Source organism: Bradyrhizobium sp. dw_78, assembly GCF_018449525.1.
Lineage (GTDB): Bacteria > Pseudomonadota > Alphaproteobacteria > Rhizobiales > Xanthobacteraceae > Bradyrhizobium.
This window is the reverse complement of sequence record NZ_JAAVUS010000005.1, coordinates 106,481-128,793: the sequence shown is the minus strand read 5'-3', so window position 1 is coordinate 128,793 and position 22,313 is coordinate 106,481. Positions and strand designations below refer to the sequence as shown.

At 57.5% G+C, this 22,313-nt stretch carries 24 protein-coding genes; 14 read left to right on the top strand and 10 right to left on the bottom strand.

What is annotated here, in order from left to right; all coding sequences use genetic code 11:
* Positions 1-259: 259 nt before the first annotated feature.
* From HB630_RS15010 to HB630_RS14990, 5 genes are read left to right on the top strand one after another with little or no spacing between them, the layout of a single operon-like run.
* Positions 260-469 (top strand): hypothetical protein, encoded by a 210-nt coding sequence (locus tag HB630_RS15010; RefSeq protein ID WP_213773040.1) that lies wholly within the window; start codon positions 260-262, stop codon positions 467-469.
* Positions 470-478: 9 nt separating this feature from the next.
* Entirely contained in the window at positions 479-727 is a 249-nt protein-coding gene (locus tag HB630_RS15005; RefSeq protein WP_213773039.1) for a hypothetical protein, read from the top strand.
* A 12-nt stretch (positions 728-739) separates the two neighbouring features.
* A complete protein-coding gene (locus tag HB630_RS15000) occupies positions 740-1,117 on the top strand; it encodes a hypothetical protein (RefSeq protein ID WP_213773038.1) in 378 nt (125 codons plus the stop codon).
* Between the two features lie 14 nt (positions 1,118-1,131).
* Positions 1,132-2,082 carry an SIR2 family protein gene (locus HB630_RS14995; protein ID WP_213773037.1) on the top strand — a complete coding sequence of 317 codons (951 nt, stop codon included), beginning with the start codon at positions 1,132-1,134 and terminating at the stop codon, positions 2,080-2,082.
* Positions 2,079-4,934 carry a hypothetical protein gene (locus HB630_RS14990; protein WP_213773036.1) on the top strand — a complete coding sequence of 952 codons (2,856 nt, stop codon included), beginning with the start codon at positions 2,079-2,081 and terminating at the stop codon, positions 4,932-4,934. The genes HB630_RS14995 and HB630_RS14990 overlap by 4 nt, the downstream gene beginning before the upstream one ends.
* Positions 4,935-5,372: 438 nt before the next feature.
* On the opposite strand, the gene HB630_RS14985 is transcribed toward HB630_RS14990, so the two are convergent.
* The 4 genes from HB630_RS14985 to HB630_RS14970 are packed head-to-tail and all read right to left on the bottom strand — an operon-like array spanning position 5,373 to position 9,574.
* Positions 5,373-6,869, bottom strand: coding sequence for a DUF2235 domain-containing protein (locus tag HB630_RS14985; RefSeq protein WP_213773035.1), 1,497 nt, complete (start codon positions 6,867-6,869; stop codon positions 5,373-5,375).
* A 16-nt stretch (positions 6,870-6,885) separates the two neighbouring features.
* The gene (locus HB630_RS14980) at positions 6,886-7,881 is read right to left on the bottom strand and encodes a CBASS cGAMP-activated phospholipase (RefSeq protein ID WP_346656094.1); all 996 of its coding nucleotides are present in this window, start codon (positions 7,879-7,881) and stop codon (positions 6,886-6,888) included.
* A gap of 1 nt (position 7,882) precedes the next feature.
* The gene (locus HB630_RS14975) at positions 7,883-8,365 is read right to left on the bottom strand and encodes a hypothetical protein (protein ID WP_213773034.1); all 483 of its coding nucleotides are present in this window, start codon (positions 8,363-8,365) and stop codon (positions 7,883-7,885) included.
* A gap of 3 nt (positions 8,366-8,368) precedes the next feature.
* A complete protein-coding gene (locus HB630_RS14970) occupies positions 8,369-9,574 on the bottom strand; it encodes a nucleotidyltransferase (RefSeq protein ID WP_213773033.1) in 1,206 nt (401 codons plus the stop codon).
* 180 nt (positions 9,575-9,754) lie between these two features.
* On the opposite strand from HB630_RS14970, the gene HB630_RS14965 reads away from it, so the two are divergent.
* The 4 genes from HB630_RS14965 (at position 9,755) to HB630_RS14950 (ending at position 12,865) form a co-directional block, all read left to right on the top strand.
* Positions 9,755-10,354 (top strand): sigma-70 family RNA polymerase sigma factor, encoded by a 600-nt coding sequence (locus tag HB630_RS14965; protein WP_249780864.1) that lies wholly within the window; start codon positions 9,755-9,757, stop codon positions 10,352-10,354.
* Entirely contained in the window at positions 10,351-10,788 is a 438-nt protein-coding gene (locus HB630_RS14960) for a hypothetical protein (protein WP_213773032.1), read from the top strand. The genes HB630_RS14965 and HB630_RS14960 overlap by 4 nt, the downstream gene beginning before the upstream one ends.
* A complete protein-coding gene (locus tag HB630_RS14955; protein WP_213773031.1) occupies positions 10,785-11,552 on the top strand; it encodes an ImmA/IrrE family metallo-endopeptidase in 768 nt (255 codons plus the stop codon). The genes HB630_RS14960 and HB630_RS14955 overlap by 4 nt, the downstream gene beginning before the upstream one ends.
* Positions 11,553-11,824: 272 nt before the next feature.
* On the top strand, positions 11,825-12,865 hold the full coding sequence (locus tag HB630_RS14950; protein WP_213773030.1) for a nucleotidyltransferase domain-containing protein: 1,041 nt from the start codon (positions 11,825-11,827) through the stop codon (positions 12,863-12,865).
* Between the two features lie 179 nt (positions 12,866-13,044).
* On the opposite strand, the gene HB630_RS14945 is transcribed toward HB630_RS14950, so the two are convergent.
* The 4 genes from HB630_RS14945 to HB630_RS14930 form a co-directional block, all read right to left on the bottom strand.
* On the bottom strand, positions 13,045-13,530 hold the full coding sequence (locus tag HB630_RS14945; protein WP_218626126.1) for a TIR domain-containing protein: 486 nt from the start codon (positions 13,528-13,530) through the stop codon (positions 13,045-13,047).
* Positions 13,530-14,969 carry an SIR2 family protein gene (locus HB630_RS14940; protein ID WP_346656093.1) on the bottom strand — a complete coding sequence of 480 codons (1,440 nt, stop codon included), beginning with the start codon at positions 14,967-14,969 and terminating at the stop codon, positions 13,530-13,532. The genes HB630_RS14945 and HB630_RS14940 overlap by 1 nt, the downstream gene beginning before the upstream one ends.
* A 41-nt stretch (positions 14,970-15,010) precedes the next feature.
* Positions 15,011-15,457 carry a TIR domain-containing protein gene (locus tag HB630_RS14935; protein ID WP_213773027.1) on the bottom strand — a complete coding sequence of 149 codons (447 nt, stop codon included), beginning with the start codon at positions 15,455-15,457 and terminating at the stop codon, positions 15,011-15,013.
* Positions 15,458-15,538: 81 nt separating this feature from the next.
* Positions 15,539-16,123, bottom strand: a complete 585-nt coding sequence (locus HB630_RS14930) for a TIR domain-containing protein (RefSeq protein WP_213773026.1) — start codon at positions 16,121-16,123, stop codon at positions 15,539-15,541.
* Positions 16,124-16,605: 482 nt separating this feature from the next.
* On the opposite strand from HB630_RS14930, the gene HB630_RS14925 reads away from it, so the two are divergent.
* The 3 genes from HB630_RS14925 to HB630_RS14915 all read left to right on the top strand — a co-directional run bounded on the left by HB630_RS14925 (position 16,606) and on the right by HB630_RS14915 (position 19,264).
* Positions 16,606-17,418: a hypothetical protein gene (locus HB630_RS14925; RefSeq protein ID WP_213773025.1), complete on the top strand. Its 813-nt coding sequence runs from the start codon at positions 16,606-16,608 to the stop codon at positions 17,416-17,418.
* Positions 17,419-17,422: 4 nt separating this feature from the next.
* A complete protein-coding gene (locus HB630_RS14920) occupies positions 17,423-18,037 on the top strand; it encodes a hypothetical protein (RefSeq protein ID WP_213773024.1) in 615 nt (204 codons plus the stop codon).
* Positions 18,038-18,118: 81 nt separating this feature from the next.
* Positions 18,119-19,264 (top strand): DUF2235 domain-containing protein, encoded by a 1,146-nt coding sequence (locus HB630_RS14915; RefSeq protein ID WP_213773023.1) that lies wholly within the window; start codon positions 18,119-18,121, stop codon positions 19,262-19,264.
* 338 nt (positions 19,265-19,602) lie between these two features.
* On the opposite strand, the gene HB630_RS14910 is transcribed toward HB630_RS14915, so the two are convergent.
* The gene (locus HB630_RS14910; RefSeq protein WP_213773022.1) at positions 19,603-20,193 is read right to left on the bottom strand and encodes a hypothetical protein; all 591 of its coding nucleotides are present in this window, start codon (positions 20,191-20,193) and stop codon (positions 19,603-19,605) included.
* Entirely contained in the window at positions 20,190-20,639 is a 450-nt protein-coding gene (locus tag HB630_RS14905) for a hypothetical protein (RefSeq protein ID WP_213773021.1), read from the bottom strand. The genes HB630_RS14910 and HB630_RS14905 overlap by 4 nt, the downstream gene beginning before the upstream one ends.
* 322 nt (positions 20,640-20,961) lie before the next feature.
* Between HB630_RS14905 and HB630_RS14900 the strand changes: the two genes are divergently transcribed.
* Entirely contained in the window at positions 20,962-21,489 is a 528-nt protein-coding gene (locus HB630_RS14900) for an MbcA/ParS/Xre antitoxin family protein (protein WP_213773020.1), read from the top strand.
* Positions 21,486-22,157 carry an RES domain-containing protein gene (locus HB630_RS14895; protein ID WP_213773019.1) on the top strand — a complete coding sequence of 224 codons (672 nt, stop codon included), beginning with the start codon at positions 21,486-21,488 and terminating at the stop codon, positions 22,155-22,157. Before HB630_RS14900 ends, HB630_RS14895 begins: the two co-directional genes overlap by 4 nt.
* Positions 22,158-22,313: the final 156 nt, after the last annotated feature.

Below are 22,313 nucleotides of genomic sequence, written 5' to 3'. Positions count from 1 at the left end.
AGAGAAGCGATGCGCTGCGTACTTGGTTCCGGCTAGCTATGCTTGAGATGCCGTGCGCCGTCCCAGTCCGGTGTCAGTCGATTTTGTCGGAGCCCTCGACGCGCGGCTTCCATGCGATCGATAGACCGTCCTGCGCAACGGCTTCGAGTCGCACTCGGAATTCTCCCGGATCAGGGCCCAGGCCGCTCAAAACGACGGGTTGACTCCATAAGAACAAAATAGGAACATAGACCCTGATTGGTCAACCTGGAACAGCGTCATGTCCTCTGGTTCACAACCGAACACACAGGAGGCGGACGGACTGGAGGCTGCCGTCGACCAGGCCATCGCGGCATGTGATGGCGACATGCGGTCGACCATCCGCGCGCTGATCGTCGCTAATGACTATTTGGAATTTGAGGTGGGTGAATTGATGAAGGCCGTTTCTCACGCCTTTGTGCGCGGGAGATTTCACACCTATTCCGGCTAGGAGGAAGCCATGGCGGAAGTAACCTACTTCGTGGCGCTGCCTTTCGTCGCTGCCGACGATGGCATTGCGGCCGGCGAGCCAACCGAATGTTTCAATCCTGTCGCGGTCGTCATGCGCGCGGAAGCCTTGTCACGCAAGCCCGGACATGTCGGCGCCGTGGCCTTCAGCCGGACGGGAGATCCCGCCACCGGCGACTTCGGCGATGCAAAGGTCATCAAGAAGTTCGGGGATGTGCCGGAGGATCTAAGCACGTTGTAGAGAAACTTGACCATGGCTGAGGAGGACGAAACGGCGACAGCGCGCTACATCGCCGGCCATGTGTCCACGAAATTGATGCTGAAAATGATGTTGGAGATCATCACCACGATCATGACCGTACCCGCCAATACGCTGCTTGTCGCTATCCAGGACCGTATACCCACGATTCTGAAGAGGGCCGGCATCCCGGATTGGATGGGCGTTGAGGAATATACGCGCGACGTTTTAAAGGCGTGTTCATCCGGACTCTCAGATATGCGGACTTTCGTGCTAATTGTTGAGAAACTCACGAGCACGGGGGTTAATTCTTGGACTTTCAGGACGCAATCCATCTTGAACGTATCGCCAAAGCTCTTCACACAAAGGGAGACGTTGGTCGCGCCGCCGTGATGATCGGAGCAGGTATGAGTGCGAATGCTGTACCGCGAAGCGGGCTCAGCGACGCGCAATTTCCGACGTGGCGGAAGCTTGGCGACGCGTTCATTGCTGGTCTCTATCCTGCCGCCCTATCCGAAGCGCAGCGTCGTGTCGTCTTCGCTCGCGCGACTTCAACGAGCGGTGCCTTGCGGCTCGCGGAGGAATACGAAGCCGCTCACGGTCGGGCTGCGCTCGACCAATTACTCATAGCAACAATCCCAGATAACAGCTTCGACCCCGGTCCACTTCACCGCTTACTCCTGAAATTACCATGGTCCGATGTCTTTACGACAAATTACGATACGCTCCTCGAGCGCGCCTCCCACGATGTTCCCTACCGCCGCTACGACGTCGTGAAGGCACCTTTCGAGTTGGCTACAGCGCGCCGCCCGCGCCTCGTAAAACTGCACGGAAGCTTTCCCTCGTCCGGCCCGTTCGTCGTCACTGAAGAGGATTTTCGGACTTATCCGGTGCGTTCGGCGGCTTTCGTGAATCTCGCGCAGCAGGCCTTCGTCGAGAACACCTTCTGTCTCATAGGATTTTCAGGCGATGATCCCAATTTCCTTAGGTGGTCTGGATGGGCTCGCGATACCCTTGGCAGCAGCGTCGGTCAAATCTACCTCTGCGGCATTCTGGATTTGACGGGTGCGCAGCGCAAGCTTCTGCAGGATCGCCATGTGGTTCCGCTCGATCTTGCACCACTGTTCCCAATCGATGAATGGCCCGACGAGAGCCAACGCCAGGCGGCGGCTACGGAATGGCTGCTGCTCGCGCTCGAGAGTGCTCGCCCCCCGAGCCTCGCGAACTGGCCTATTCAGACGCCTCGACCCGGGACGCCGGCGCTCTTGCCAAGGCTCCCTGCGCTTCCTCGCTTCCCGTCTGAGAGCGACCTTCGACGAGAGGCCGCCGCTCCGGAATTCGTGGAGGCGCCGAAGTGACGGGGGAAGACGAGTCTATACGCGCATCTTACGAAGTGCTCGAGCGTCACGCTGCCCAAAACCGAGGCGAGCCGTTGCGAAGGAAGATCGCCGATCAAGTTGCGATCTGGCGCCATAACCGCAAACTCTATCCGGGTTGGGTCGTGGCTCCGTGGTCGAACCGCGCGCTTCTCTATAATCTAACCTCCGCTTGGGTAGGACGTATCGTCGAGGTTTCAGCCGACGCGCAAGGTGGCGAACAAATCGTCTGGCTTCGCGAACTCACCTGGCGCCTTGATGTCTGCCTGCTGCCTCTTGACGGTCGGCTGGCGCAGGCAGCCGAGGCAGCGCTTGAAAGATGTGGCTTTTCCGATGGGGAAACCCCGACGCATCCGCGGCGCGCGTTGCGCCATGACGTCGAAGTCGACGACTGCATTGCTCTTGCCGCGTCCTTATTGCGGCACTACCGCGAACAGGGAGACGTCGCTGCCTTTGAGAAGCATGAAACGAGGCTTCTACCGATTGCGACCGCTATTCCGGACTTGCGCTCGCATTTGGTCCACGAGCGAATCTTACTGCACCTCGGGAGGCTCGAACATGCGAAAGCAGGTGCTCTACTAGCCGCGTGGCCTCAACCGGTCGGCAGCCCAATCTGGGCGATTCGCAGAGCCGCCCTTATGGCCGAGACCGGAGACCCAGATGGGCCTCGCCTGGTTCAGGCAGCACTCTCGACGGTACAGGATGCGTTGCCAAGGGGCCCGGTCTACGAGGCCAGCGACTTCCATCTTCTGTCATGCGAAGGATGGGCCATAAAAAACATCGTCCACATGGGACCTTCTGTAGGTCTGAGCACCGCATTCGACGGACGGCTCGAAGAACTTGGTGCGGTACACTGCGATCCATTCACAACGCTGGAGCGATTGAACTCTATCCTCGATATGGTCGGTCCCCGCCATCGGCCTCGCAGGTCGATCTTCGACGAACCTTCCGGCTTCGAGTACGCGCTCCAGGCCTGCCGTCTCATCGAAGTTGGTGGACGCATTGTGCGCCTCGGCAACGAGATCATAGGCGGATCGCTCCTTGAAGCCGCAGCATCTTGGATCGTCTTGACGGATCCCGGTCGCGCCATCTCTATCTTGCTACGGATGTGCAACCCCGAGAAGCTGGAAAAAGCACTCGATGCTGATGTCGTTTCGCGCCTGTCGGCTTCTCAGATTGCGCAAACCTTCGGCGTTCTTCGCGCTGCGCTAGCCGAGGCGGCGCCATATATCAATCGCGCACGGGCAACCAAGTCAGACTATCGATCTCCCAGAGCAATCGAGCACAAACGCATAGAGGACCAGGCTCAGACGGCACTCGCCGGGTTGCGTGCCCTGTCTCCTAGACTGTCGGCCAGCGCCTTAGAGGAGATGGTGCGCGATTGCTCCGCGTTATGCCGCAATTGGAGGGGAGGCGCTTGGCAAGTTCGTAAGGCGCTCGACGAGAGCACGAGCGCCGGCCTGCGCTCTATGAGCGCCGACCAGAGATCCGGGCACATCCTCGACCTCATCGAGCAGCCACTCGCCGGCAAGGATCCCGAGATTCCCGCTGTGCTCGGATGGCAGAACGATCCGATCCGCCTTCTGCTGGGCGGACCGAGCGCGGATCGTTCAAGGGAGCCGAAACGATGGCAGGAAGCAGTCGAAAGCCTCATCCACGAGATAGAAACGACGAACAACGATACGGCCCGGGCCGACGGCCTTATGCGGTGCGTAGTTCTGCATCAAACGAACAGTCTTGACGCGCGCGAACGCGATCGTCTGGCAACCGCCATTTGGCGCCCGGAAGGTCTTGTCGCAAAATTTACGTTGCCATCCAGATTCTTGATGGCGCTTCCGGAAGTGCAGACGGGGCAGGCTGCACGGGTCATACGCTCCGATGTTCAAAACCGGCAGCTTCCACGTTTCGCAATGGACATCAACGGAGAGCGCAAATGGCGCATAAGTCCCGGAGTCGAGTACGACCAGTTGATCAATGTTCTGTCGGTCTCGCGTACCCCGTTCGACGGGCGATCGGTGCGGCGACTCGGCCAAATCGAATGGCAGAGCAAGGATGTCGAAGATTTGGTTGGGAAGATAGAAACGTGGTGGCGGGAGGAAGGTAGCGACTTATACGCGCATTTAAGAGAGCCAAGCCCGTTGCCGGGTCCTGGTTGGCGCTTCACCTCCATCATCGAGACGCTTGCTTATGTCGTCATTCCGAACGGGCCAGCACATGCACCGAGAGCAGCCAAGCTACTGAGATTATTTGCTGATGCCGGCGTTGAGGTCGCGTTAGCGTCGCCTCTTCTTGCGCTCGAAGATCCATCAAGGATTATAGAGATCGCCACCACCTTGCGCGATGCGATGGCGTCAAAGAACGATTCGAGCGTCGTTGCTGCATACGGCGGCGCCTTCCTTTGGTTCGAAGACAATGGGACGGCACTACCTCAAATGCCGTTCGACTTTCCAAGAGAGATCAGCTCCACCATCTACGGACGACGGCGCCCCGGACTTGCAACAGCACTCCACTTCGCTGCGTTGCTCATGGAATCGCATGCTACGAGGATCACCGCGGCTTTTCACGAAGATATCCGTATTGGATTGCGTCATTTGCGAAACGAGACAGCATCCGGCAGGCAAAACGCGGACGACGGCGCCGCCAACGAGCGTGCGATCGAACGCTCGCTCGCGATCGACCTTCTTATTGCATATTCTGCGAATGCCAACTCGCGAGACGATACGGTTTGCGCCTGGTTCGACGAAGCCGAATGCGAACCGTTCAATGCTAATAAGGCAAAACTTGTCGCCGCTAAGGACCTATGGGACCGTCGGCATCGCAACAAAAGCCCGTGACGTGCTGTCCCTCTGCGGCTAATTCCGCCATTTGTGGGAAAACAGCGCTTTGCCCACGAACTGAGCCCGCAAGTTGCGCGCTACGGCGCGGCAATATGGAGTGCGGTCGGCTCGATACCTTGGTTTGGTAGACCAGTATGTACGGCTTGATAGCGAGCTACCCGCTCGTCCGAAATTCAAACAGCGGTCAGAATTGCCAACGAGGCGACAACCGCCCACAAAATCACGTAAGCGCTATCGCAAGAAGGCCACCGCGCTAGTAAGTTGGATTTGAATCGCTATGCCTAGCTTCCGATTGAGAGCTCGTACACGGGCCTGCGCCTCGGACAGTATCGCGGTGTTCAACGGCGTAAATCCGGTGCTGGACAGCAGCCATACGAGCGGTACCGCGATCGTCATGCGTGCAAAAAGCAGCACTTAGCCGGAACGCCTTCTCGATCAGGCTCCTTTTCCTTCCACGGCCGTGGTCGCGCCATTGGAAGGAACGATATCGAGCGAGGCTTCTGTCGGCGCCGCGGCCATTTGCGCTTCGTAATATTGCTTTACCTTCGAATGGTCCTTCAAGTTCGGAGGCCGATAGACCGTCTGCTCGTAATAATGCTGAACGCCGTCATTGGCGGCGAAGCGGGCGAGCACGCTCGGATACAAGATGGCTTGGTCCTCGACGTGGCGCAGGCCCTCGGTCCACTTGAAGCGGCCACCGAGATAGCCGGGCTCACGCTCGTCGTGCTGCGGGCCGAGGGGATTCGGATTGAGCTTCAGGTACCGGTCATCCACCTTGATGCCGAATCCGTCCGGCGTCTTTCCGTCGGGAAGGTTCTTCGCCGCATGCACCATCCAGCCGAGCGAGATGTCCGACAGGCGGGCCTCGTTCTCTGGGTAGCTGCCGCCCACGTCGGAATGATTGCCGGCGAACCAGATCTGCTGCAACCAGTCGGGATACTCATTCGGGCGCGCAGGCCCCTTGTTGTGCGCCCCACCCCACGGGACGCGCGCGAAATCAGCCCGGTTCTCGTCAATCGACATCGCGTGACGCGCGTACCAGACAGCATTGTTGAGGTGAAGATCGTAGAACTCCATCTTCGGCGCCACCAGGTGCAACGTTTGCATGAAGGAGTAACCCTCCAGATCGAACGCATATTTCAGATGCGTGGCGACGTAGCCTGCCGCCGCAGCGGCGGCCACGGCGCCGACCGACCAAAGAAACGTTGGCAGAAACGGAAACAGGAACAACGACTGCAGGAAGCTCGCCACCAAGATGAGAAGTGCCCCACCGCCGACCAGCGCGCCCGACAGCAGATAGCTGCCGAGCGACGCGACCGTGTCGAACACCCCGACGAAGAACGGTACCGCGTTGGCAGCCCCGTCGGCGTCGCATCCATACCGACGCCGAAAGCGCAAGGCGAGCGCGTCCCGTTGCGGAAGATAGGCCGTATCCCTTGGCGAACTGACATGCTGATAGACGCGCTTCACAGCCTCGCGCGCAATGCCAGTGGTGGTGCCGACATCGCGCCGCAGCGGGGAACCGTTCGACATCCTGGTAGGCACGCCGCACAGCCCCAGCACCGCGGCAAGACACCGGACCGTGTACGCTCCGCGGCTGAATCCGAACAGGTAGATACGATCTCCCGGCTCCCACATCCGGATGATGGCGGCGTAGCAGTCGATAATGTTCGTGGTGATACCGAGGCCGGTGGCCTGGCTCGCGACGTTGTGGAGCCAGCGGTAGGCGCGCGTCACGAAGAACGCTCCGCCGGGTGGCTGCGAACCGAGACCGGCGTCGTAAAAAGCTAGCTGCTCGTGGGGATCAATGTCGGTATCCGGCCCGCAGCGCGTCGCGCGATAGAGCTTGTAGATGTTGGAGCGATTTTCGTCCGGACGCAGGCCGCCGGCCTGGCCGGTGCCGTCTGAGTAGATGATGATGTTCTTGGCCATGGCGTCCTCGCTCGGTCTATAATCGATGAAACGGTGTAAAGGGATCGACCTCGCGGTCGAAGAAATGGCGGCGCAATTCCGGCAACTGCTCGCGCGCTTCAGTGAAGCCGCGGTCCTTCATCTCGGCAATCCGCGCGGCATCATCCATCGTGTAGCGGCCCGCCGGAGCGATCTGGTCGATGCGCCAGATTGCGCGGTGATCGTGGCCGTCGCCGGTGATGATCTTCGCCGCGCCGAGTGCGCTGTGCGACTGACCCGCCATGAACAGCCGAGCGACCGATGACGCCATCGGCAGCTTGCCCTTCCATTTCGGCTGCGCCCTGACGTCGTTGATGGTACCGATGCTTAATATCTTCAGGCGGTCGGCCGGCCAGCCCAGCAGTCCCACCGACTCGACTGCCGCCACGCCGATCGGATTATTGGCCCAAACGCCTCCATCGACGAGTTCGACGGCCTCGCTGGTGCGATGCGGCTTCAGGAAGGTCGGTGCCGCCGCCGTCGCCATTGCGGCGTCAAGCGCGAGCTCCTTGTAGTCGGTCTCGAGGCGGGGATGATGCGCGGTCTTGTAGAGGTAAACGCGCTCCAGCATCGAATGCCAGGCCGGAATGACGAGACGGGTACGGCTTTCGCCAAGCCGCCGTTGCCCCATGATGCCGGTCAGCGCCGCCTTCAGCGGCTCCGACGAATACTTGGAATCGAACAATTGCCACGCTCCGCGCCAGCGCTGCCGCAACCAGTTTTCGGCTCGCCCGTGCTCTTGGTCGAAAATGGCGGGACCCTGCTCTTCATAAAGCTGCAGGATATCCCGCGCCGATAGTCCCAGCCCGAGTCCGATCGCAATGATGCCGCCGGTGGAGGTGCCGACGATCAGATCGAAATAGGAGCCGATGGGCTGCCCAATGCGGTCTTCCAGCCTGGCGAGAAAGGCGGCGGGGAAAACGCCGCGGATGCCGCCTCCATCCAGGGACAGCACCTTGTAGATCCGGGCGCTTTCCATCGGCCGACCGGTCACGTCACCACGCTCCCGTACGGTGGTCGAATCCCTCGCGGTCGCGACCACGCCGGGTCGGTTCGTCTTCGGCCGGGTGTTTGCCGCCGCCTTTCCATTCGTCGGTAGCGAGCCAATCCTCGAAAAAGTAAAGCCATAAGGACGTCCACGGTACGATCATCTGATCGATACGCATCCACGACTGCCACTCGCCGGTGCCCGGAAGATAGAGACACAGGCGCGGGGGTTTCTGCTGATAGACATGAGGCAGCTTGCGACCCTCGGCCAATTCCACCAGGTCGGGGCGCTCCACGAAAATCTCGGGCGTGCCACCATTGGCGAACTCGATGCGAATACGGTAGATTCTGCTGAGCGGCGCTGGCGATGTCTCATAGCGCCAATGCATTCGGCCGGCGCGCAATTCGCCGGTTCCCGCGCTGAGCGGGTTGCCCCTCAGATTGATGTACTGCTGGGCCGCGGTCAGCGGCTTTCGACGGCCGGGTATCATCGTTCAGCAGTCCCTCCCGAAGAAGGTGTTGGCGCGCACCTGCGTGGAAGCGGATGTCGCTGCCGCGCCGGCGATCAGGCCGGCCGAGCGCGAGACCGAAAGACGGCTGTTCGTGCGCGCAACGTTGACACGATCGGTGAGGGCATCCATGGCCTTCGCAGCGGGAGCGTTGCCGAACACGCCGCCGAGCAGCCGCCTGATCTCGTCGAGCCCTTGGGCGGTGTTCAGCTTCTCGAGATCGGAGAGGGCCTGCCGGTGCCACGCATTGAAGGCGACGGCGCGCCGCGGATCCTTGTTCCACTTCTCGGCGAAGTTTTCGCCTGCGGTCGTCTGATTCCAGAGAAACCAGTTGATCCTGCCGTCAACCACGGCGGTCTGCATCATATCCGGCATGCGGCGGAAGACGTCGCAGACCAGGTCCATCTCGCCGTCGTACTCGAGGTTGGTCACGCAGTATTCGTAGGAGCGCGAGGCCAGCGTCGTGATGATGATCGACAGCGGAGCCAGGCTGGGGTCCTCGTCGATGAAATGGATGTCGCGGTGGCGCTTGGCGATCTGCACGATGCGCCGGAGGATGCCCTTGAAGCCGCCGCTTTCCGGATAGGGCTCGATGTCGGCATCGGCGCGCATACTGTCGGCTGCAAGGCTCTTCGTCAGCCTGAACCGCGGCAGCATCGCAGCGCGCCTGTCGAACTTCGATCGGTAGCCCTTCGGATTCGACGGCTTCCAGCTCTTCAGCGCCTTGTCCGGAACCAGCTCCCCGCCCATGCCGCAGGTTGGATTTGGGATCGACGGCGTAATGTCCATGTGGAATTCATTGGCGTAGTTGAGGCGCCAGCACCGGGGCATTTCCTCCAACAGCGGCGCGTAATGGCCGTTGTCACGCAAACGCGCCCCGATCCGGGCCTTGAGCGAGGCCGGCGAAATCGTGATATCCAGATCCGGCACATGCGCCACCAGATCGACGTCGTGCTCGTTGGTTCCGATCGGTTTCACCGTGGTGCGGATCGCGACCGATCCCTGCAGGCCGATCGAGATCGCGGACAGCAGAGGATCGTCCGACCGGGCGAGCCAGTCACCCACACCTTCGTAGCAGCGCTTGGCCGCCTCCTCTTGCGTGGCGGTTAGCTCCAACCCGGCGCAGACCGTCTCGATGACGCCGACCAGTTGGGTATCTCGCAGATGCGTTGTCGAATTCATGTAGTTCATTGTTCCAACTCCACTTTTCGGCTAGTCTCGGGACGCGCCCGGCGCCGGCGGGTTTGGTGAATCGGCGCTCCGATTCTGTTATGCCCGCGGGCAGGCGCGTTTCGGACTCCGATATTTTTTCGTGTTCCGTTGTTTTTTTGTCCGAATCGGCGGCCCATGCCGGCATGGGATTCTGAGGCCATGGACGACATGAGCGAGTTCTCTATCGTCGAAAACCCGGCGGCGACGGAAAAGCACCTTGCTCCCGAGGAGGTGCTGGAAAAGCTCGATTCCATGTCTGTGGACGACAAGTTGCGGCTCCGGCTCATCGAGCGGCGCCGGCTTGGCGGCACGGATTTTCAGGAAGGCGAGCTCTACAAGGAAGCCGTCTGCCAAGCGGTTGTCGGCGACCGCCTGTGTCCCCGTGACGTCATGTTCATCGCGTTCCTGGCGCAGTCCATGCGCAGCATCGCGTCGCATCGTCGGAAAGCGCGCGCAAGACTGGAGTCGATGACCAATGTCGACAATGCAGGCAACACCGTCGAGATGCAGGTTGCATCGGAACAACTCGATCCGGAAGCTTTCCTCATCGAACAGGAATCCACGGACACCGTCACCGCCATCTACGAATGCTTCGAGGGCGATGACGAGGCGCAGTTGGTGATCTTGGCCATCGCCGGCGGGAACAAGGGAAAGGCATTGCGCGATGAAATCGGCGTCGACCAAGCCGCCTACGACTACATCATGAAGCGCATCAAACGCGTGATGACCAAAAAATATCCGATGGGATGGCCGTCATGACAAAGAAGATTACGGCCACGGAAGAACTCCGAAGTATCGGCGAAGCGTTCGACGACAGCATCCTCGCCGCCTCGCCAGAAGAACTGCGCGAAGAGCTCGCAGCGCAGGGACTCGACGTCGAGAAGGTCGTGGCCGAAATGGATGCCATCAACGCCAGCGCGAAGCTTGCCGGGGCCAAGATGCGCCTGGAGCGGGCAAAAGAAGCGGTGAAGGCGGCCAAAAGCCGGCCGACCGTGGTATCTTCCACCGAAAGAGAATCGGTGCGCGCGCGACTGCACGATATGCGCGCCGGCAAGGGCGGCCACGCATCCGGCTTGATGATAGCCGCACGCAAGGGCGACGGCCTTTCCGAGAGCGATGAAGAAGGTGCCGTCGATGACATGGCGCAGCTTGAGGCGCTCGAAGGGCAGGATCCGGAGACGGACGGCGAATGATTCCGCTTACCCATGCCGAACGGATCCTGCAGGGGTTGGGCATCACGGATCCGAAGGACATCGACCTTGAAGCCATCGCCTGGACGAGAGGGGCCGTCGTCAATTTCCGGCCGCTGGACCGCAGCGAGGCGACCATCATCGGATCCAAGCGCAGAGCCGTGATTACCGTGAACAGCCGAAGTCTGCCCGAACGGAGGAGATTTTCGCTGGCGCACGAACTGGGCCATTGGCACCACCACCGGGGGCAAGTTCTCTTCTGCGCCAATCGCAACGTCGGAAACTTCGCCAATGACGCGCTGAATCCAGAGCGGCAGGCCGATTCGTTTGCGTCGGACCTCATCCTGCCCAATTACCTTGTCGATCCGCGGCTGCGGAAGATGAAGAGGTTGACGCTCGCCGCCGCCCGGGAGCTCGCCGACGAGTTCTGCGCAAGCCTCACCGCGACCTTGTTCAAAATGACGCTTCTGAACAGATTTCCGATGATGATCGTCTGTCACAACAAGACGAAGCGACGATGGTTTGAATCGTCGCTGATGATTCAACCGTGGTGGAAATGGCCCAGCAAGACCCTGGACCGGCAGACGTTCGCCGCGGACATGCTCTTCAACGGAGCTGCCGAACAGAATTTCCCGCGCAAGATGCCGGCGGATGCCTGGTTCGACTTCAAAGGATGCGATCGGCACGAAGTCGAGGAGCAGTCCTTCCTGCTTTCGGACGACGAGATACTTACCGTGCTGAAACTGCCCGACGCGGCGATCACCTGATCCTCAGGTTCCAAATCTTGGTGACGATCATTCTTGGCTCCAATCCGGCGATCAGCCGCAACTTGATCGGGGTGATCGTCGGTACGGTAGATAGATGATCATCGTCGGCGCGATTGTTGGCCCAACGCAGTCGGCTCACGGCAGAGCGTTGAAACGATACCCTGTTTCAACACTTTTGTTAATTTTTTGATGAAACTGTTGAAACCACTGAAATAGCTTGATAAATACCATTTCAACACTTGGATGCAAAACCGAAATGAACTGTTGAAACTATGCAATTTCAAGAGCTTAATAACGATCAGCGCCGCGAAATGGTCAATAGTCAGCAGCGGTTCCAAGCCTTCCGCGATGCCAAAGCGGCTTGGGACGCGCAGCGGGGCTCCCTGACTTGGGTCGTATCCAAAGACCGCGAATACCTGGTGCGGAGCTATTACGACAAGGCTGGCCTGAGGAAGCAAACCTCGCTGGGCGCGCGCTCCCCTGAAACTGAGAAGATGAAATCGGACTTCGAGGCTCGACGCGCCGTGGCCGAAGACCGCTTGAAGAACATGCGTGAGACGATGGAGCGTCAGACCGCCGTCAACCGCGCATTAGGCCTCGGCCGGGTTCCTCTGATAGGGGCGCGCATCATGCGCGCGCTTGATACCTTCGGACTTCTAGGCTCGGGGATCCGAATCCTTGGTACCAACGCCATCTACGCCTATGAGGCCGCGTCCGGAGTGCGGCTGGATCCCGGCTTGGCTACCACCGAAGATATTGACCTGCTTCTCGACGCGCGCGGCGGGTTGACCTTCTTCGCCGATGACGGAGTCTCGGAATCTTCCCTGATGAAGATTCTCAAGCGGGTCGACGCCAGCTTCGATCGATCAAAGGAGACCTTTCGCGCCGTCAACCGCGACGGTTATCTCGTCGACCTGATCAAACCGATGCAAAACCCTCCCTGGAAAGAAGCGCCCGACAAGGTCGGCTCGGATCCGGAGGATTTGAACGCCGTCCAGATTGAAGGTCTCGATTGGCTTCAGAACTCACCGGCCTTCGACGCGGTCGCGATCGACGAGAAGGGAGAGCCCGTGCGTATTGTAGCTCCAGACCCGAGGGTATGGGCAGTCCATAAGCTCTGGTTGTCACGACGGGCCGATCGGCAACCGATCAAGAGACACCGCGATGCTGCCCAAGCCGAGACCGTTGCTGCGCTCGTCGTCAACTATTTGACTCATTTGCCCTTCGATGCCGAACAGTTACGCATGCTCCCTAAAGAGCTCGTTGCCGAGGCCGCGCATTTGTTCGTCAAGAGCACGACATTTCAGCCCTAAAGCTGGAACGACTCGACATGCAGTCAGCGTCCGACGCGACGAGCTCTCCAGCCTGGGCTGTCGGAGGTTCTAGTCGCGAGCCGTTTCAACCCTCCCCCGGAAAGAACAGTCCGGTTCCAGATCGTGCCGCCGAGGCGGCGCGCACGTAATCGATCCCGTCTTTATTTATCTACGCACGCTCAACGGCCGGCCTTCTTCGCCGCGGCCTCGATCCAGTCACCCATATTTTTGTACCCATCATCATTTACCCAATCATAGGTCGGGTACGTGATGACCTTACCTTCGGCATTCTTGAACGTCCACTTATTGAAGGGGTTTGCACCTTTTGTGTCCGTCTTCTTGTCCACATCCTTCAGATTGTGAATGTAGATTCCCAGCATGCCGTTACCTTTCTTGTGGCTCGCCGTAATCTCATAGTCCACATACTCGCGGGTTGATGTTTCCGCACCGATCAAAACGACCGTTACTGATGTTCCCTTCAATTGGTCGTCAATCCACTTGTGTATTGCATCCTCGCCCTTCTTTTTTACCTCCTCCCATTTAGCCTTATCCCAAAAACCTGCCGCGTCGCGATCTTGGGTAACCCAACTATTGCGCACCTGGCCGGCACGCCAAACGTCTCGCTCAAAGTGAAAGCTGAAAAAAGTATGTCGAGCCACGCGCATTACTCCTTTGAAAGAAGATCGATCAATTCAAGAAGTGGTTTAAGTAATTTGTCTGGCGATTTGACCGGCTTTCCGATCGCCTCCATCAACGGACGAATCTTCGTGGAGTTCTTGGGGAAGAACTTCTTGATATCGCCCGCAACTTCATTCCAGAGTTCGGACGCTATCGACCCAGATGATCCAACAGGGACCACGTAAAGCCCCTTGCTTTTTGCGAGTTCAAACTCGGCCCGCATGCCGTCTGCGTTTACAATTTTTCCATCCACCTCCTTGTTTCCCATGATGAAGATCGCAATTCCGGCCTGCGCAACAAGCTCCTCGCGATACCGAGTGAACGTTCTCTGCCTTTCATCCATATTCTTGATTCCGATAGGAAACGGCCTCAGAAGTAACTGCTCATCGACACTGCGCTGGCGTATCGAATAGATTTGCTGGACCGCCCCAGTTACGACCGCGCCACCAATTCCCAACCCAAAACCGCTCGCAATTCGCAAATCTTTATCGATGAGAGCGCGAGCAAACTTCGATACAAATTGTTCAGTCGCTTCCCTCCCCCAGGCGCCGTAGTCGAAAGCGCTTCCTGAGATAAGGACCGTCCGTCGCCGATATCGATTTTGTACGGCTTCCAAAAGCCGGGTAACATCTGAGAACTCATCTACAAAAATTACTTTGATGTTGAAACGCAACAGGTCTTGCATAACAAGAGTCTGTTTGGTCACCGCATACTCAAAATCCTTTTTGCTTTCGTCCTTTAGTCGGGCTCTCTTCCTCATAATGCAGTAGTGCTGCCGCTGATGCTGAGTGAAGCGGACTCGGATACGCGAAAGAATGAAATCCAAATTGGGATCGGTAAAACTGAATCCCAAGAAGAGAAACGTTTTTTCGACCAGATCGCCAGAAAGTGCAGTAATGAACGGGCCATGAGTATCGTGGTAACGTTCGTAATCATCCTTGCTCAGGATTGCCTTGTCAGGATGCTCAATATCGCCATGCATCTTGTAGACGATGGCATCCCGCCCCCGGCGCGTTGTGGCAAGTTGCTCGTTCGTATATTTTGCATCGACCCGTCTTCCCACTGTCTCCAAAGCTTTTTCAATCAGACGGTCGTAGTTCGTAGTCCAATACGTTTGGATCGGTAGCCGCGCGAGCAGCATCTGGTTATCGGTCGGATCCTTTAGATCAGAAAACTCTTCGATGAGGAGTTGATTGAGGTGGTACCGGTGACTCGCGTTTGAGTTCAGGTGGTATTGGGCCACAGCAACGAGATCGGCTTCCCTAGCGACATCGAGACCAAGTGCTTTAGCGATGGGCGCCAATAGGCCCGACCAATCAACATATCCCGCCGCCTTGGATAGGCCTGCGCCGACGAATATGGCGGCATTGTTCTCCCTTAGCTCCTTCAGAAACTTCGTGAGGAAGTCTTCGGTATCTCGGTCCACCATCCCTCACCTCAAAGTCAGCCGCTGCAAGCGCTGTGGTATTAATTCCCCGCAGCCGTCGCCGCTTCTTCTATCCGCTCTGCCAGTCTCTCTTTGTTCAGGTACTTATAGACCTTTGCGCCGGCCGCACTGAGTTTCGCTGGAGTTTTCCCCACTCCATCCGTTTCCCCATTATGATCTTCCAGGTGATGTATTTGAATTCCAACGAGGCCATTTCCTCTTTCAATAGACTTTTCGATCTCATAATTGATGAATTTCCGGCCGGCAGTCTTTGCACCAATGAAGACAACTGTGACGCTGGTATTCTTCAGTCCATCGTCGATCAGTTTCTCAACCGCGGCGTCACTCTTTGATTTTGCTTCTTCCCACAACGACGCGTCCTGAAAGCCGGCAGCTGCCGACCCGGCGATGTTTGGTATGTTTCGAATCTGATTTACTCGCCAGACGTCGCGCTGATAATGAAAACTGAAAAACACCCGACGCGCCATAAGCATTCCCCGTACTCAAATGCACCTCGACCAACCAATCAGTCTTGGTCGTATTTCATTGCGGTAGACATGGAAGCCGCGCTAGCCAATCCAACCGCCAAAGTTGTTAAAACCGTTGTCGTTCACCCAGTCGTATTTGGCGTACCAATTGCTGAGGTTGAAGCCTTTACCCCGGTATTGCTCCGCGACGCCTCCAGTCCTGTAGGATGCGCCCCCATCGATCTCCGAATACTCTTTCCAGTTACCGTTCATTTTCTCCCACAGCGTTCCCGTGTCGCCGCTCTCGGAGAAGGTCACGCCAACGTACTCAAGAGGATTGGGCCCATTGGTTTTGGTCCTTTGGTCTTTTCCCTTGATCGAATTGATCTGCACGGCGAGTAGTGTATTCCCCTTCCGAAAGCTCTTCAGTATTTCATAACGGACCCACGGTCGTTCGTAGGTTTGCGAGCCGACCAACACGCAGGTTACGGAAGTTCCGTCGAGCCCCGAATTAATCAGCCGCTTTAGCGCGACTGATCCCGTGCGCCTCGCGCTTTCCCAAATCGAGGCGTCGAAAAATCCCGCCTCCTCGCGATCTGGCTTCGTCATCCAGTGCTGCCGTACAACATTCGCGCGGAAGTCGATTACATCCTGATAATGAAAACTAAAAAATACCCGCTTTGCCATTCGCCGTCTTTCCGACAGAACCTGCCGCCTTCCTTGCTCTCAAGCGACGACTAAGCACTGCTGTGGCAGCCTCAGCACCGCTTCGAAATAGATATCGTGTCGCAAACTCACATCGATTGTAGTGCGTATAAGTTTCGCGCTCCGCTAGCGGTTCTTGCTTTGTTCGTACGCAGAGTCAAGCCCCCATCCCCAAGCTCAGACGGCTTCATTGTGCGCAACCGAAATACCTATTGGGGATAACCAGCGCCAGGTCGACAGGTGCTGTCGTTATGATCAACCCATGTACAATATAATGTCCCAGCACAAGCTCAACGATCGGGGCCGAATAGCTGCCAAATTCCAGAGCCTCCAGACAAGTTACGGCCGGTCGCATCGATTGACTACCGCAACCAGTAGTTTATATTCCGGGCTTTCGATAACCTATTTTGTGCATGGTAGGGAGCCAAGTCCTGCCGCTTAAATTTGAAGGAGACCGTCCTTCCATGATTAGGTCGACTTTATTCAGTGCCAACTTGGCAATCGGCCCGGCTATCACTATTGCAGCGCTTTTTCTCGGAACACCGTGCTGGTCTGGCACCCCCGAAAAGAAGGTGTGTGCAGAATTGCTGCAGGCAAATCTGGTCGATCGCTGGAGTGACGATAAGTTATTTTATCGAGGGCCAGACCGGAAACTCAAAGCGGTACTGACCAACGACGCACTTCCCCGCTACATCGACCAATTATTTTATTTTACGCGGACGTCGACAAGTCAGGAAAGCGCCAAGAGCGTCCTCAATTGGAAGTTTGTTTACACGACAACCTCTAGGCCAAATAGACAGACGCTCGTCGGCCTTTATAATGACCGATGGACTGCCTCTCAATTGGCACGGAGCAGCGCCGCCTGCTCAAATGTATCCGTAGAAGGCTACGATAATTTCCATTTCTACGGCACGAGCAACATTTGTCTTCGATTCCACTTTCATCAACAAGACCCCGATACACTTGCAACAGCCGGCCTTCGAAGAAGTTTTGCCTTCGGTGACATGATACCCCGAACCGACTCAGACTTCCTGTCAACGATTGGATCATTCTTTTCCAGCCCAGCCAAAGCGTCGGACGCAACGGACAGCTCGACAATTCGCGGCACACTGGCAAAATCCTGGATCAGGAATTTCACTTACGAACCGGATGTAACGTGCGTCACCGTCACTCCTTCTTTCCCCGACAACGCAAAAACTTTACATCTCCAGATCATAAATCACGGCACTCAGTTTGTACCCGAAACCCACGATTGGTTTATTAAATTCTCAGATTGATCTCATGTACCAATGGCTGCAAAAGCCCCTTCAAAAAATACAGTCATACGCGGCTGACTATTTTCAGGCGGTATTCAAGACGAGTATCTTGTTTTGGAAAATGCCGCCCCTTCCGAGCGGGGCAAACATTCTCACCGGCGCATTTGCTGGATTTCTTATCGTCGCATCACGTTTCGAACGCTCGTTGCCAACAGACCATGTGACGCTCCAAATCGTAATATCGCTCGCTTTTGTTTATGTTCTTTTTGTCAGCGGGATCGCACTATGGTCCGATCCCGGACTTCCGAACCGCATCGCCACCTGGAGACAGCTCGTGTCTGTCGTTTCTATAGCTATAAGTCTCGGGTGTGGACTTGTTGCGTTCGCCTGGATCGTCGACTGGACATTACCACTCGACAGCTTGTCGAATCTAATGATGTTTTCGGATGTCGGCGCCAACAGAATATTAGCGGCTGTTTCTGGCGCGCTGGTATCTGCAATCCTTTTTGCAAATTCCGCAGTTAACGCAGGGGGCGTTCCAGCTTTATTAAAGAGCCGCCGTACGGTGATCTGGAGCATGGTGTTCTTCTGTATCGTGTCTCTGGGCATTAGTTTGGTGCTGATCACGCTTCCCTCGTAGCCGGCCCGCAGCCTACTGCCTCTGCGTTGTCAGCAATTTTCATTAACCGATCAGTCAACGCACGTTTTGAGGATACCCACGATGAAGCGGATCATTGTTTGCTGTGACGGAACATGGAACGCCGATGATTCTCAGACGAACGACACAAATGTCGCCATCCTGGCGCGGGCTATCCACGGCTCGCAGCAGACCGGCGGCGTCTTTCAAATCGTCCTTTACCTGCGTGGCGTCGGCACGACCGGGCTGAAGCTCGAGACCTGGATTGAAGGCGCTACCGGCGTCGGCGTCGACGACAATATCCGCTCTGCTTACCAGTTCATCTCGCAGAATTATCTGCCCGGTGACGAGATCTATCTGTTCGGGTTCTCCCGTGGGGCCTTTACCGCCCGGAGCCTCGCCGGTCTCATCACGGCCTGCGGCCTCCTCTTTCGTCAGTCGCTGGGCGCGCTGCCCGATGCGTGGGTCTATTACCGCAGTCCAAAGCCTCACCAGCCGGCGGCATTCGCAGCCAAATACGAGGTGGAATGCCACCTCGATCCTTCCATCACCTTTCTTGGCGTATGGGATACCGTGGGAAGTCTCGGCATCCCGGGCAGCCTGCTCGCAGCCGGTAACAAGGAAAAGTTTGCGTTTCACGATACGAGCCCGTCGCCGCTTGTGAAGCGCGCCGCACAGGCCCTCGCAATCGATGAGCACCGGCACGACTTTACGCCCACGTTCTGGACCGGCGTCGTTCCGCCGGGTGTCGTTATCCAGCAAGTATGGTTTGCCGGTGCCCACGCTGATGTCGGCGGCGGCTACAAGACCCGCAGCCTGGCTGACATTCCGCTCGTATGGATGGCAAAGCAGGCCGAGGCGGCGGGGCTGGCGCTTGACTGGACATGTCTTCCCGACCCAACGAAACTTGACATCAGCGCGCCCGCGCACGATTCGTCATCGGGACTGTTTGCTCTGGACCGATATCATCCGACCTTGCGCGAGATGGGAATGAAGAAGTGTACCGTCAAGCTCAACGAGAGTCTTTACGAAGCTTTGGATGAGAACGGTAAGCCGGTTTTGACAATCAACGAAGGCATTCACCGTAGCGTGGTTGCGCGCTACGCCGGTTCGGCACAGGTGTGTTCCGACGATGACAAGGGCACATGCAGTCTCGCGCCCTACAAGCCGGAAACCTTGACGCCGTTCTTCACTAGCGGCTCGTTCGCGGGATTGCCTGTCGTCGGCTAAGGATTACGATTTCGGGTTCCGAGCATACGGCCATGTGAGGCCAAAGGGACTCCGCTAGCGCGGACACTTTCGAATGCGCACGAAGCAGGAGACTTATACATCGCGTTGCCGACAGAGGCATCCGACACCATCGTGGGTCGATCGCTGATCGTGGAAAAACAGATGCGGAAGCACAAACCGGATCCGATGGTCTTCGTCATCGCGGAAGCGTCACGACATACTGCGGACCCAGTGACGGCGGGCGACCTCTCACGATGGCCAAAGTGGGACGACTTCGACAGCTGGATATCCGCGATGATGAATAGGATCGGCGGCAGGTTTAGCGGTAGCGATTAGCCTCAGCGGCTCAGCTCGAAATGCCCCGTCGTTCGCCGGCTCGTGAAGTAGTTTCCGCTCAATCGGTCGAAGCTTGAGGTCGAAATCTTCAAGATTGCGGACCCCTCGTATGAGGCGCCTGCATCGACTTTTATGTTCTTCGGCACCACGCGATAGACGTAATACAGGATCGGCCTCCCGGATTCGGAATCTCGTTTGGGAAGAGCAATCAATGTTTCGGAATCCGAGTCACGCGAGAAAACCTCCATGCTAATCCGCAGAAGATTCTGCTTGATCTGAGCCTTCGCGGTAACAAATCCGTTCTTCTCCGCATTCTGCCAATGGATGCTCATATTCCATGAGCCGTTCAGGTCGGGAAAGACGAGCCGATTAAGTCCCGGAAACATCGACCATATCCGCTTCCAACCAAAATAAATCAGGAAGAACAGCAGAGCGTTCAACGTGGTCCCACCTGAAATGGCAATGCCCACGCTGGACCAAAGGGTAGGGTAGTCGCCGAATTTCCCAATCAGGACGACGACGAACGCGACGCAGGCACCGTACGAAATGGCGACAATTCCAATGATGCGGGTAATTGGCAGGATACTTATCACTCTTGGTCCCCGAAGAAGACTTCCCCACAGGCTTGAAAGATCGCGATGCCGAAACCCTCGCTGGCAATCCCGGACAGCCGGACTTCGGGAATCGCGGATCCGTAGAGCGCCGCCAAATATCGTCCTCCGAAGCGCTTGGAACGATCGATGGCGGCATCCGGGATAATCGGAGGCGAAAAGTACTGAGCCACCCTTGTCAGCCGTCCCGCTTCGGAAATGATGTGAAACCCGTCGTGATGGTCGCTTCTTCGCGAGGAGATCGCCACTAGTTGCGAGATCAAATGTTCCGTGTCGAGCCTAGGGCTCGACCTAACCAGTGGCACGATGGGCAAGCTCTCGGGCGAGTCGCAAACGATCACCCCGACGCCCGAAAAATCGGGCGTTCGCAGCTTCATTACACCCCGCAGCGTGTCGCGTAGCCATTCGATCGAGGCATCGCTGGACATGCTCTCAGCTACCTTGTTCGACCGAGCCACGCTTGTTGGTGTCAGTCCCGGATTCCGGCGCGACGAAGCAATCAATCTTTCCGGCATCCCCTCGTCTCGCACTCTTCACCCGACAATCATAACCTACCCCGCGGGACATGGAACCCGGCTTTATAGAAGCGATCGCCAAGGGTTTACCTCGTGACTATTCTCCGTGATCCCGACCGTTTTCCCTTCCTGCGCGAGCCCACAAATCCCATGTGTGCATGGTTCGAAGCCTGCGAGGAAGGGGTTGCATCTTGTCCTGATTTGGACTATATCCAAATTTGACAAGGGGCAGCCGATGTCAAATAACCCCGCGCCGGGCCCGGCCAAGGCCATAACAGGACCTCAGCGCCTGGACAGCTCACGATTTGCGCCGGCCAACCGGAGACGGCTCAGCGCGCCAGCTTTGCGGACCTTCCTCGCCATCGCGGATCTATGGGGATTGACCGAAGAACAACGCCTCCTGATCCTCGGATATCCATCCCGGTCCACCTACCATAACTGGTGCAAGCAGGCGCGTGAGCACGGCGCTTTCACGCTTGACGTGGACGTTCTCACGCGCATTTCAGCGGTATTCGGCATCCACCAGGCGCTTGGGATCCTCTTTCCGCAAGAACGACTCGGCATCGAGTGGCTGCGAAGCCCCCACAGCGGCGTGGTATTCGGAGGACACCCACCGCTCGACCTTATTACGAATGGCTCTCAAGATGGGTTGCTGTCGGTGCGTCGCTTTCTCGACGGCGCGCGTGGCGGCCTCTACATGCAGCCGAACACGATAGACGAAGCCTTCACGCCTTACGACGACACGGAGATCGTCTTCCGGTGACGGACGTTTTCGCACCCTCGCCGCGGCCTGCGCATCGCCTGATCCCCTCACAATTTCCTCCGATTGGGCTGTTCGATACGGTCGCGACAGCGGCCGATCTTTCGGCGGTGATGGAGCTCGTCGGTTGGACGAACGACCGCCTGGTGGCAGAACGTATCAATCGGCTGCCACAGAGCGAATGGGTGTATGGCGCTCCCAACTCCAGCATCGTCATGGCGGCCTTTCTCCACGTCGCCCCCGGCGGAATGAGATTCAACGGACCGGAGCTTGGCGCCTGGTACGCGGCTGACGATATTCGTACGGCGGCTGCTGAGGTCGGTCATCACCTGCGGCGCGAAGCGGTTGCTCGAAACGCGGCCACGATGAGCCGGACCTACAGGGCATACACCGCGACGCTTCTCGGGGATTATCTCGACATCAAAGGGCAGCAACTCACACGCCCCGACGTGTATGCAAGCGAACGTTATGAAGCTTCGCAGAAGCTTAGCGAGGATATTCGCACGGCAGGTGGCGCAGGACTGCTCTACGACAGCCTGCGGCGTCGCACCGGCATCAACGTCGTCGCGCATCGGCCGCGCAATATCTTGGATATCGTGCAAACGGACCATTTCGAAATCACGGTCCAAGCAACAGCACGCATGATTGACGTCCGACAACTATCTAAATGAGTGGTACGTCTAACCGAGTTGAACGCACGACCTATATCGCCATTCTGGTATGATCTGATGACGCAATCGTTACCTCCCAATCAAGCCGAAGCGCGCAAGTTTTCGCGCGACGCCAGAATGCGATCCAGTACGCCAAAGGCCGAAGTCGTGCGCTCG